The organism is uncultured Catenibacterium sp., from assembly GCF_900540665.1.
Taxonomy (GTDB): Bacteria; Bacillota_I; Bacilli_A; order Erysipelotrichales; family Coprobacillaceae; genus Catenibacterium.
Window position 1 is genome coordinate 1 of the sequence record NZ_UQGV01000075.1, and the last position, 11,482, is coordinate 11,482.

At 31.9% G+C, this 11,482-nt stretch carries 11 protein-coding genes and 1 pseudogene; 7 read left to right on the plus strand and 5 right to left on the minus strand.

What is annotated here, in order from left to right; all coding sequences use genetic code 11:
• The 6 genes and pseudogenes from QZQ55_RS09220 to QZQ55_RS09245 form a co-directional block, all read left to right on the plus strand.
• Positions 1-253: pseudogene (locus QZQ55_RS09220) on the plus strand (hypothetical protein); the annotation flags it as partial.
• Positions 237-1,355, plus strand: coding sequence for a glycoside hydrolase family 172 protein (locus QZQ55_RS09225; protein WP_295092672.1), 1,119 nt, complete (start codon positions 237-239; stop codon positions 1,353-1,355). The pseudogene QZQ55_RS09220 and the gene QZQ55_RS09225, both read left to right, overlap by 17 nt.
• A 106-nt stretch (positions 1,356-1,461) precedes the next feature.
• Positions 1,462-4,095, plus strand: a complete 2,634-nt coding sequence (locus QZQ55_RS09230; protein WP_295092675.1) for a sigma-54-dependent transcriptional regulator — start codon at positions 1,462-1,464, stop codon at positions 4,093-4,095.
• Entirely contained in the window at positions 4,085-5,332 is a 1,248-nt protein-coding gene (gene rpoN, locus QZQ55_RS09235; protein ID WP_295092678.1) for an RNA polymerase factor sigma-54, read from the plus strand. The genes QZQ55_RS09230 and rpoN overlap by 11 nt, the downstream gene beginning before the upstream one ends.
• Positions 5,333-5,624: 292 nt before the next feature.
• On the plus strand, positions 5,625-6,011 hold the full coding sequence (locus QZQ55_RS09240; RefSeq protein WP_295092681.1) for a hypothetical protein: 387 nt from the start codon (positions 5,625-5,627) through the stop codon (positions 6,009-6,011).
• Between the two features lie 13 nt (positions 6,012-6,024).
• Positions 6,025-7,023 carry a type II toxin-antitoxin system antitoxin SocA domain-containing protein gene (locus QZQ55_RS09245; protein ID WP_295092684.1) on the plus strand — a complete coding sequence of 333 codons (999 nt, stop codon included), beginning with the start codon at positions 6,025-6,027 and terminating at the stop codon, positions 7,021-7,023.
• Between the two features lie 41 nt (positions 7,024-7,064).
• On the opposite strand, the gene QZQ55_RS09250 is transcribed toward QZQ55_RS09245, so the two are convergent.
• The 5 genes from QZQ55_RS09250 to QZQ55_RS09270 form a co-directional block, all read right to left on the minus strand.
• Entirely contained in the window at positions 7,065-7,451 is a 387-nt protein-coding gene (locus QZQ55_RS09250) for an HIRAN domain-containing protein (RefSeq protein WP_295092686.1), read from the minus strand.
• A gap of 11 nt (positions 7,452-7,462) precedes the next feature.
• The gene (locus QZQ55_RS09255; RefSeq protein ID WP_295092689.1) at positions 7,463-8,152 is read right to left on the minus strand and encodes a hypothetical protein; all 690 of its coding nucleotides are present in this window, start codon (positions 8,150-8,152) and stop codon (positions 7,463-7,465) included.
• Positions 8,153-8,321: 169 nt separating this feature from the next.
• Positions 8,322-9,044: an HAD-IIB family hydrolase gene (locus tag QZQ55_RS09260; RefSeq protein ID WP_295092692.1), complete on the minus strand. Its 723-nt coding sequence runs from the start codon at positions 9,042-9,044 to the stop codon at positions 8,322-8,324.
• The gene (locus QZQ55_RS09265) at positions 9,025-9,459 is read right to left on the minus strand and encodes a heme-binding protein (protein WP_295092694.1); all 435 of its coding nucleotides are present in this window, start codon (positions 9,457-9,459) and stop codon (positions 9,025-9,027) included. Before QZQ55_RS09265 ends, QZQ55_RS09260 begins: the two co-directional genes overlap by 20 nt.
• 117 nt (positions 9,460-9,576) lie before the next feature.
• Positions 9,577-10,365, minus strand: a complete 789-nt coding sequence (locus tag QZQ55_RS09270; RefSeq protein ID WP_295092696.1) for a MurR/RpiR family transcriptional regulator — start codon at positions 10,363-10,365, stop codon at positions 9,577-9,579.
• 443 nt (positions 10,366-10,808) lie between these two features.
• On the opposite strand from QZQ55_RS09270, the gene QZQ55_RS09275 reads away from it, so the two are divergent.
• Positions 10,809-11,174, plus strand: coding sequence for a hypothetical protein (locus QZQ55_RS09275; RefSeq protein WP_295092699.1), 366 nt, complete (start codon positions 10,809-10,811; stop codon positions 11,172-11,174).
• The last annotated feature ends 308 nt before the right edge of the window (positions 11,175-11,482 follow it).

Genomic DNA, 11,482 nt, shown 5'->3' on the forward strand with positions numbered 1-11,482 from the left:
ATCAGGCATCTTTTATATCTTGTTTATTACAGAATTCTTAGGAATCAACTATGATGCACCAAACAAACACTTAACGATTCATCCTAAGGAATTTATTGGAAACTTCTTCTGGGAGGATTTCCATATCGGTGAATCAAGATTTGATATCAAGGTAACTGATCAGCACATTCACATTATCAATAAAAATAATTATTCAATTACTGTCAATCAACATGCAGTAAAGGAAGGAGAAGATTATGAATTTACTAAGTAATATCATGACTTATAAAGGAGAACGTTCTAGAGCTGTATCACCCGAAAACCCAACTGGTGAAAAAGGCAAAGCGTGTATGGAAGCAAGTGCTCTAGGTCCATCAAGAAAAGGCCGTGGAAGCATTAAATTACCTATGGGTGAAGAAACAGTGATTGCGGATATTAAAGGTCCAGGTATTATTAGACATATGTGGATGACAATCCGTGAAAATACTGAAAAAGGCAGCTTTGTCATGAGAGATGTTGTCTTAAGAATCTATTGGGATGGTAGTGATACACCTGCAGTAGAAGCCCCTATTGGTGATTTCTTTTGTAATGGTTTTGGCGAAAGATGTGATGTGGCCTCTTTACCAATCGTTGTGAATCCTACAGGAGGGATGAACAGCTATTTTGAAATGCCATTCGCAAAAAGAGCAGTCATTACAATGACAAATGAACATCCTAAAGATATTACATCATTCTTCTATACTATTAATTATGCTGAAGTTGATGCTCTACCTGAGAATTGTTTATATTTCCATGCTTATTGGCGCAGAGAACGTCAGACTGAACTTGCTAAAGACTATGTCATTTTAGATGATGTTAAAGGTAAAGGCTACTATGTAGGTACTTACCTTGGTTTAACTGCATTAGAAAGATATTGGTGGGGTGAGGGAGAATTCAAGTTCTACTTAGATGGTGATGAAGACTATCCAACAGTTTCATCAACTGGTTCAGAAGATTACTTTGGTGGTGCCTGGGCATTCCATCAGAAAGATGAACTAGGAAGACCTTCGGTGAAACCATATTCTAACTTATTCTTAGGGTATCCATTCTATTCAACAAAGGATAAGACAAGAGAAAGATTTGAAACAGGTAAGCTGAATGCTGTTCATGCCTTTGGTAATGACAGCCTTCCTCGCCATGGCTTATACAGATTCCATATCTTAGATCCAATCGCCTTTGATGAAGATATCAAAGTCACATTACAGCAGATTGGTAACGATGATCTTGCGCTATATGAAAGACAGGACGATGTTTGTACAGTTGCTTATTGGTATTGTGATCATAAGGAAGGATTCAATAAAGAATTCCCAAATAGAAGAGCAAGACTCCCAAGATAGTCAGACAGGAAGATATCCTTATATCTTCCTTTTCATGCGTGTTGGCGTTAAATTGTTTTTCAATGATTTTCAAGTTATAATTAATTAAGAGCAAGGAGGTATCGTGATGGATGTAAAAGATAAGGTTTATATATCACTTCAAGAATGCTTAAATGAGTCTGAAAAGATCCCTACATCTCAGATTGCAGACAATCTACATTTAAGCAGACAGATTGTGACACATTATTTAAATCAACTTTTTGATGAGGGAAAAGTAAAGAAAACAGATACAAGACCGACTTACTGGTATATTGAAAAAGAAGAACAGAGTCCATCTGTTGAAGAAGAGTTAGATTCAGAAGTATTTGATTCTATGATTGGTGCAACAGGAAGTCATAAGAAAATAGTAGAAATGTGTAAAGCATCTGTTTCTTATCCACCTCATGGTCTTCCTATTCTTATTATTGGTGAAAGTGGTGTAGGTAAAAGCTATATCGCAAAGCTTATCTATAAGCATGCATTACAGACAGGGAGTATTGATAAAAAAGCACCTTTTGTTGTATTGAACTGTGCAGATTATGCAAATAACCCTGAACTTCTTTCAGCTACATTACTTGGTTATAAGAAAGGAAGCTTTACAGGGGCTGATTCAGATAAGACGGGATTACTTCAAGAAGCAGATGGTGGTTATCTTTTCTTAGATGAAGTACATCGTTTATCATTTGAGAACCAGGAAAAGTTATTTGTATTTATGGATACAGGTAAATATCGTCCTCTTGGTGATTCTAAATGGAGAAACTCAAACGTACGATTTATATTTGCGACAACAGAAAACCCTCAGGAAGTCTTATTAGAAACATTCAGAAGAAGAATCACATTACAGATTACTATTCCTAATATTACAGAACGCCCTTTACAGGAACGTATAGAACTTATAGAAACATTCTATAAAGAAGAAGCAGAAAAGATTAAAAAGAACCTCACTATTTCTAGTGGTGCTGTTAAAATGCTTTGTTTCTCTAAGTTTCCTGGTAATATTGGGAGATTAAGAAATTTAATTCAGGTTAGCTGTGCAGAAGCTTATTTCAAACACGGTAAAGAAGACAGCCTTCTTATTTCTGAAGCAGAGCTTATTCATGCAGGAGGAGATATACCTGTTAATACAACAGGATTTCAGACTGAACGTAATATGGAAATATCCATTATGTGGAATCAGCCTAAAGAGTATATCCATCAGGAGTATTATGATGAATATCATATTGAAATCATCAATCTCCTTCATAAGATAGAGACTGCATCATGGGGTCAGATTGACCAGCTCTATTTGAATTTTCGCGCAATTATAAGAAAGATTAATCCTACACATAACAACTTAACAGAACAGCGTTTCTTTACGCAGATTTGTAAAGATATATTGATTCGCTATGGTGTAAAGATGAATGATTCTTGTGGTAAAGAATTGTATATTCTCTATACAATATTCAATCAAATGTGTATTGATAAGGAACAGGAATGGAAACTTAAAGCATATTTTGAACAATCATGTCCTAGAGCTTTCTATGTTGCCAATCGCATCATTATTGAACTAAAGAAGTATGAATTACAGTTAGAAGATAATCTTGCTTTCTTATTTGCGTTAGCTATTCATGAATATATCAGTGAATCTCTTGAATTAAATGGCCTTATCGCAGCTCATGGTGATACAACAGCATCTAGTATTGCGAAGGTTGTCAATCAGGCGTGTGGTACCTTTATTATGGAAGGCATTGATATGCCTATGGATACAACACTTGATCAGACTGTAGAAAAAGTACAGAACTATCTCCTGCATTCTGCCAAAGGTAAAGGTTTGATCTTACTTGTAGATACAGGATCATTAAGCAGTATGTATTCAAAGATAAAGAATAACTTATCTGGTGATTTATTGATTATTAATAATGTTTCTACGGCTATTGCACTGGATGTCGGTTTAAAGATGCTAGGTCATGGCTCTTTTGAACAAATTGTAGAAAGTACAAAAAAGATTAATAGTTTTGATGTTCAGTTCTTTGAAGGATTATCTAAGAATAAGAATATTCTTATTTCATGTATGTCCGGTGTAGGTATTGCTGAAAAGATACAGGAAATCATGAAGAAGACATTAGGAGACTGTGGCCTTGATTTTGTGACTATGGAATATAAGAAACTCTTAGATTTACTCAATGAAGATGAATCTAAGAATTTTGATCAGACTCTTATGATTTTGACAACATCTCCTCTTCATGATGGTATTTCAACACCATGGCTGAGTGTTTATGATATATTAGATGGCCATGGTGAAGAAAACCTATGGAATGCATTAAGAAGTGTAGTTACACCAGAACAATTTGAAGCACTGAAGAATGAATTTGTAAGATTCTTTACAATCGAAGGTATTGTCAGCAGATTACAGTTCCTCAATCCTACAGTTGTTATTCAGGATGTAGAAATGATTCTTCATCGTTATCAGGATTATTATAAGATGGAGATGTCAGGCCATATAAGATTGAATCTTTATATGCATATCGCATTTATGTTTGAACGCTTAATGACTGCAGATGATACGGATGATAAAGAAGAACCTACAGATTTAGCACAGAAAGAGTTTTATCGTATATCAAAAATTGTTTTCAAGGATGTAGAAAAGAAATATCGTATTCATATAGATAATTATGAATTATCTATATTGTATGAATTATTGAATAAGGTTATTAAGGAGCCAATAGGCTTAGATGAAGCTTGAACTTAAACAAGGTCAAAAACATCAAATATATCAGAAACAGATTGAAAAGAATCAGATCTTACAGATGGACGTCCAACAACTTCTTGCCCACATAGAGAAGATTTCTTTTGAAAATCCATTAATAGATACTGATGATATGATAGAAAGTACTTCTGATATAGGAAAAGAATTTGATATCGATGGTCTTTCAAGAAAATCAGAACAGACTTTAATGGAAAACATTCACTGGCAATTAATAAACAAGGATATAGACAATAAAGAATTAGTAGAATCTCTTGTAGAGTTATTAGATGATAATGGATATCTACGTCTCTCAATTCAAGATATTTGTACTTATCTAAAATGTGATGAGAAAGAATATATAGAAGCTAAAAATGCATTATCCAAGCTAGATCCTCCTGGACTTGGTGCAGCCACTTTAAAGGAGTGTCTTCTTCTTCAGTTAGAGCGCCTAGAAGAAACAGAAGATATTTACAAGACAAAACAACTTATTGAAGAATGCTTAGAAGACCTTTCAAAAAGTCATTACCATGCCGTTTCTAAGAAACTTGGCATATCACAAAACAAAGTAAGAGAACTACTTCAAATCATCTTGACGTTGAATCCTCGTCCAGCCAGCAGTTTTAGTTCTTCTAATGAAGTCAATTTTCCTGTACCAGATATAATAATTAAGGATAATGCTGTACAATTAAATCCAGTTATCTATAAGGATATAAACATCAATACAGGTTATTTATCTTTTGAATCAGAAAGCAAAGAAACTAAGAAATATATAGAATCTAAACTAAGACAAGCTTCATGGCTTCAACAATGTCTCACCCAAAGAAAGAATCTAATATATGATATTGCGGTCTTTTTACTAGACTATCAACAAGATTTCTTTATGAATAGAGGCTCTTGCCACCCACTTCTGCAAAAAGATCTAGCTATGTTACTTGGAGTACATGAATCTACAATTAGTAGAGCCATTAAGGATAAATATATATATTGTGATAAGGGCTTTATTCTCTTAAGTGATCTCATTCCAAAGGGAACAGAAGATAACTCTGTTGATTCTATCAAAGAAACAATCAAAGAAGTTATTGATAATGAAGATAAGAAAAAGCCTTTAAGTGATCAGAAAATCACCAATCTCTTAAAAGATAAAGGTATTGAAATATCTAGAAGAACAGTAGCCAAATATCGCTCAGAATTAAATATTCCAGATGCATCTGGTAGAAAGCATATAAAAAAGTAGAACTGTTGTGTTCTACTTTTTTATTAGTGCCTCTAATCGCAATACTTTTCATTACTCCTGCATATTTCTTGGTATATGATTCTGTAGAAGAGAGTTCTGATACTTCGTGCGTACAAAATGGATGGACTTTCTTTCAATTCCAATAATTAGGATAACAGTCGATAGATATTCTCGTTCAAAGCAATAATATATTTATTTTATTTTTTTATTGCATTGACTATATATGATATTGAATTGTATAATGGTGATACGAAATAATAAAAAGCGTATCATTGAAAGAAGGGAGATATAGTTGGAAATAACACGATTAGAAGTTGAAGAATATCTGAACAGAGTGAAAGAGGCTGTTAAAAATGATAACTATCGTATAGAGATGAACAAAAATAGAAGTGATAATAGAAATTTATTTGTAGATTATGTTTTAAATGAAGTAAGGATTAAAGAGATACTATTGAGTTTAACGGTTCATGACTTTTCTGAAAGCAGAAAGAACAATCATAAAGGATTTGAAAATGAAATATTATATATTTTTGGGAAAGAAATAAAAGCTTTGGAGAGATTTGGTGTAGATTACAAGGCAGTCAAATTATATATAAAACTAAATTTGATTGCTGATGATTTTGTGTTTGTAGTATCCTTTCATGAACAAAGATATCCGCTTCATTATTATTTTAAATAAGGAGAAAAATGTGATGAATGAAATAAGAAAAGATTTTTGTATACATTGCAGAAAGGAAACAACCTATACATTAATGAAACAGAAAATTAGAAAAGTAATTAAAGATAAAGACTATTCTTTCTTAATTACTGTTGCAGTATGTAATGAATGTGGTGAAGAAATATCTGTACCTGGTTTACTTGATCTAAATATTAAGGAAATAGATTTACAGTATAGAGAAAAGGAAAATCTCATTACTATCGAAGAAATAAACAAACTATTAAAGATATATGATATTGGGAAAGGACCTCTTGCATTAGTCCTTGGTTTTGGTGAAGTTACTATTAAAAGATATCTGGATGGGCAGGTTCCTTCTCTTGAGTATTCTAACATTATGAAAAAAGCTGTACTTTCTCCTGATTATTTCTATAAGAAATTAAAGGAAAACAAAAATAAAATTACTCCAGCCTCTTATAAGAAATCACAAGAAGCTGTGAGTAATCTACAAGAATTATTTGTATTATCAGATAAGATGAGACAGGTCATTGCTTGTTTGTTTAAAGGATTAAATGAAGTTACACCCTTGATGCTGCAAAAACTTCTTTATTTAATTCAGGGAACCTCTTATGCCTTATATGATCATCCTATGTTTACAGAACATTCACAGGCATGGGTTCATGGTCCTGTCTATCCTGATGTTTATCATTTATTCAAGCAGTTCAGTTTTAATCCTATTGATGATGATCGATTTGTACTCTTTGAAGAATTAGAGAATACATTAAGTGAAGAAGAATGTCATGTCATTGATCTAGTGATTCATACATATGGTCTCTATAGTGCTAAAGTATTAGAAATAATCACTCATACACAGGATCCTTGGATATCAGCTAGAAAAGGATATGAAGGAACTATCCCTTCGCATGAACCTATTATAGAAGAAAATATAAGAAACTATTTCCAAGCATTACATAAACAATATGACTTCTCTCACAGAGAAGGAATCAATCGATATATTCATGATATTATCATGTAATGACTATGTATCACTTATTCTGTTCTTTATTTTGTGAACAACTAGAAGTCCATCATATAGATCTTAATAGATACAGACCAATTATAATAATCATCCTCATAACATGAATACACTCTTGCATGAAGTATCTTACCTGAATCCATTAATCTAGCATAAATACTATTTTCACTCTTTGGAATATACCCAAGCTTTTCCCTATCTGTAGTCATCACCTTAATCGCATTACTATCATATTTATTATCTGCTTCTCTTTCTAATAGAAGTGGTACATTCTTTTCTAGTCCTTTAAATACATCTTGATTATCGCAATAACGTGTTCCTGCAATCTTAGTTGAAGACAAAAAGATTTCATTCATTAAAGGCATAACCACATTCTCTATACCATTCATTTTTACAGCTTCTAAAACCATATCTCTCATCTTGCTCATAAGTGCTCCTCCTAACATGCATGCATGACTTTTGTAAAACTATGATATTGTTTATTTAATTCATTTCTATAAGATCTATATTTCAATATTTCCTTTTTCAGACTCTCTTCTTTTTCTTGAGGTGAATAAGGTGGCTGGCTGACATAAAAATCAATTTCTTCTTTTATACTATTTATTCTGATCATGAGATAGATAATATCTATATTATGTCTTGTAGAATGTGTCTCATAATCCACCAACACCTCTATATTCATCAATTCTTTTAAATCATTATATTTATATGAATCAATGGAACGTTCCCATAAAGGATGTTTTTTATCTATTCTTTTGATGATTCTCTTAAATATCTTCTTTGCTTGTTTCATTCCATCAGTATTAAGAGATTTCTTTATTCTCTGTTTATGATTCTTTAAATGTTCTAACTGATGCATGTAATCTTCTTTCACAACATCTATGTAACTGTCTATTTCTTCTTTATATATCTTAATTTGAAGATTATTGCATCTTTGACAATAGGCGATTCTTTTCTTTAAGAAAATGCACTCGATCATGAGGCCATAGTATTCTTTATACAAATTTCTAAACATCTGATAATATTTCTTCTCATTCTGTTCAGCATTATTCTTTAATTCATCTCGTTTAATAATTAAGCTTCTATATAAATCAATTAGGTATTCTTGAGTAACAGGTGCATGTTCCATAATCTATCCCTCCTTAACTACATGATACTACTTTTACTCAAACAATGTTTTAAGTATCTTTCCTATAACGTATCTTTTTAGGCGTTCAAATATTTTTTATGTAATGACTATGTATCACATATTAACTATCTTGCTATGTGAATAAAAAAGACAGAGATTCAATCCCTGTCTACAATACTTTATAAATTGCTTCACTGACACTACTTACTACATCATTGACCTGTAACTTAATATCTTCAGGAGAATTATGAAATGTAAAGCTACGATCACTCGCTTCAAAGAGTGGTAGATCATTATAAGAATCACCAATACCAAGCATCTCATCTGCATTGAGATGTTTTTTCATTGCCTTTACACCTGTTCCTTTAGAAACACCTTTTACTACAATATCAATAGAATTATTATTCTGATATCCAGATAGTAGAGGATATCTCTCATTAACATCTAATACATAAGAAGCTGCTTCTTCATTCGTATCAAAGACTAAAGAAATACTATAAACCTTTAAGTCTCCAATATCTTCAAAACTATTAATAAGAGTTATTAAAGGATTATTGTATACGCCAGTGGTATAAAAATGATGTAAATCATCTGTCTGTACAATAATAGTTGCTTTGCTTCTATAATAATCGAATATGTCTTTGGCGAGATTCTTATCTATAATGTGTTCTTCTATCATTTTCTTATTTCTATCTAATAATAGAGCACCAGAAGAAACAATATAGAAGTCAAAAGGTATATCCTCTATATCAGATAAACTACATACGGGTCTTCCTGTACATACACCAAACATATTCTTCTTTTGGAACATATGAATGGCTTCCTTATCAACATCTTTAACATTTCTATCAAATACTAAAGTCCCATCTAAATCACTCGCAAAAGCTTTCATTCTTATATCCTCTCAATGTATTGATAATCAATTGGTGATCTTCGTCATGGGCAAGTCCTGATACAATTACACACCCATGTAATTCACCTTTTATAATAAGTGGAAAACCTCCACCACATATTGCAATAGTAGAATCATTCTCATCATATATATGTCTTTTTTGTTGATCTAAATATACATAATAGGAACTATGTTTATATTGTTCCACTGTATTCTGTTTTCTATCTAGCCATTCCACACCCTTTTTTCCAGGCATCAGATATTGGAATACAATATCTCCATCTAATACAATTCTAATACGTACTGGTTTCTCTGTCTTTCTAATTATTTCATTTCCAATACAATATGCATCTTCTGCATCAAAATGATCAAAACTTAATTCTTCCTCTAACTTTAATACTTCTTCTTTATTCATGTTCATCACCTTACTCATTTATATCACAAATCGTCTTACTAAGAACCAATTTTCATATGTATAGAAACAAATGTTCTTTTATTCTTATTTATTGATAGAATTGATTGAACTAAAAGTTCAATCATTCACTTGATGATAGATAATTGCATAAAGATTACTTAACACATATTGAAATGCTAATTGTGAATAGAATGTACTAATTCTATTCTCTTTCTCACAATCAGGAATCATAATCAAATCATCACAATACGCTATTAATGAATTCTTCTTATTCGCAGTAATGAGTCCAATTCTAACATGGTTCTTATTGAGTGTCTGAACACACTCTAGAAGTCTTTCTTGTCCTCTGTAACTGATAATGAGTGCATAATCATCTTTATTCATACGTTTAGAAATATGTCTTTCTTCACCAAACTGTGTTGCAAGAGTAGGGAATATATTTACCTTAACAAGCTTATTCGCAAAATTGATTACTGTAGTCTGTGTATCTCCATAACTAAATAAAAAGATACGTTTCTTATGAATAATCTCATGTGCTATAGACTTTAGTACATCTGTATCAAGACTTGAATACACCTGCTTAATACTCTCTTGATACAAAGAAAACATATTTTTCACTACTTCCTCTGTAGTCTCATTAAACATAAAAGGCGTTGTATAATCCACACTCTCTACAATATACTTATTCGCTTCCCTTTCTTTAATTAAATCCACCTTTAAAGCCTTATAACCACTATAACCTGCTTTACGACATAATCTTATAATAGTCGCATTAGATGTATAAGTCTTTTTTGCTAGATCATTAATAGAGAGTTCTTCTAATGAATCTTGATGATTCATCAAATAATCAATGACCTCTTTTTCAGTCTCTGTATATTTAATATCTTTTGATATATCTAGTATCATAGGCTTCACCTCTCTTTCTATTTTAATGGAATTCTTTTCGATTAAAAGAGTTTAGTAGGCGATTTCAATTATAGAAATTCAGATAATGAAAACAGATGAAAACTTTACCGACCATAGTTAGCCATGGCGATACAGTATAAGCTTTGGGGCTAGTGTGAACCACTTCGACTTTCGCCTTGCTTAGAAGTCGAGGTGGTTCACGACGAAGTACTAAAGGGAAAACTAAAAAATCAAGAAATTCATATCTTATCTCAAAAAAGTATGTGTTTAACTGTGATTCAGTTTATAATTACTTATAAGTAAAAACGAAGTTATAGATGCAAATGTTAAAATAAATGTTGTATCAGGAAAAAATAATGATTCCTGGATTTATAGAAATTATACCAACAAATCATTAAACAACAGAAAAAACAAAGTCAAAAATAAGAAAAAGGGTGAAAAAAATGATAGATAAAACAATAGATAAATATGAAAGTTTAAAACATGATTTTAAAATATCGTATCTCAAAAGTGAGCAATCTGTAGGTATGTTCCATCTTAATGATTTAGGACCTCAATTTGATGATTGTCCTTTATTCGCATTAAAGGTATCTTTGGCGCTTGCTACTATTGAGGCTGAGTTGTACCCAACATTAAACGATGGTGTTAACTATATGTTCTATCATACTTATGAGAATGTTGATGAAATTGTAGTAGGTGAGCATGTTGAGACTCAAGAAGAACTGGATGAAATGAAGCGAGACAGGGATTTTGTACTTAATTCAGGCAAACTTGATTATGAGGACGCTTTTAGAGATGAAACCGACTAATTGAAGACTGAGGGTTGCAAAAGAATCAATCTTCTGGAAGTGATTGGAAAAGGCTATGAAGCTTTCTGGAACTTCCCATTATCGTCTCTTGAAGCTACATATATTCTTACTGGAAAATAATTATTTTTGGAGGTCTTGATGATCCACTGAAAGTGACTTCTATATATGTTGATACTGGTTGTTTTTGTTGGATGTGTATAGAAGAATATATTGACTTACTTAGAATTAAATGTTTTACTATTAGTAGAAAAAAGATAACTGATGTAGAAAAATCGGTCTCGTCTAACACGGCGTATATCTAATTAGAT

Coding starts and splice junctions, on each gene's coding strand:
- QZQ55_RS09275 (WP_295092699.1), top strand. CDS start 10,809: ATGATAGATAAAACAATAGATAAATATGAAAGTTTAAAACATGATTTT.
- QZQ55_RS09250 (WP_295092686.1), bottom strand. CDS start 7,451: ATGAGCAAGATGAGAGATATGGTTTTAGAAGCTGTAAAAATGAATGGT.
- QZQ55_RS09225 (WP_295092672.1), top strand. CDS start 237: ATGAATTTACTAAGTAATATCATGACTTATAAAGGAGAACGTTCTAGA.
- QZQ55_RS09265 (WP_295092694.1), bottom strand. CDS start 9,459: ATGAATAAAGAAGAAGTATTAAAGTTAGAGGAAGAATTAAGTTTTGAT.
- rpoN (WP_295092678.1), top strand. CDS start 4,085: ATGAAGCTTGAACTTAAACAAGGTCAAAAACATCAAATATATCAGAAA.
- QZQ55_RS09230 (WP_295092675.1), top strand. CDS start 1,462: ATGGATGTAAAAGATAAGGTTTATATATCACTTCAAGAATGCTTAAAT.
- QZQ55_RS09260 (WP_295092692.1), bottom strand. CDS start 9,044: ATGAAAGCTTTTGCGAGTGATTTAGATGGGACTTTAGTATTTGATAGA.
- QZQ55_RS09245 (WP_295092684.1), top strand. CDS start 6,025: ATGAATGAAATAAGAAAAGATTTTTGTATACATTGCAGAAAGGAAACA.
- QZQ55_RS09255 (WP_295092689.1), bottom strand. CDS start 8,152: ATGGAACATGCACCTGTTACTCAAGAATACCTAATTGATTTATATAGA.
- QZQ55_RS09270 (WP_295092696.1), bottom strand. CDS start 10,365: ATGATACTAGATATATCAAAAGATATTAAATATACAGAGACTGAAAAA.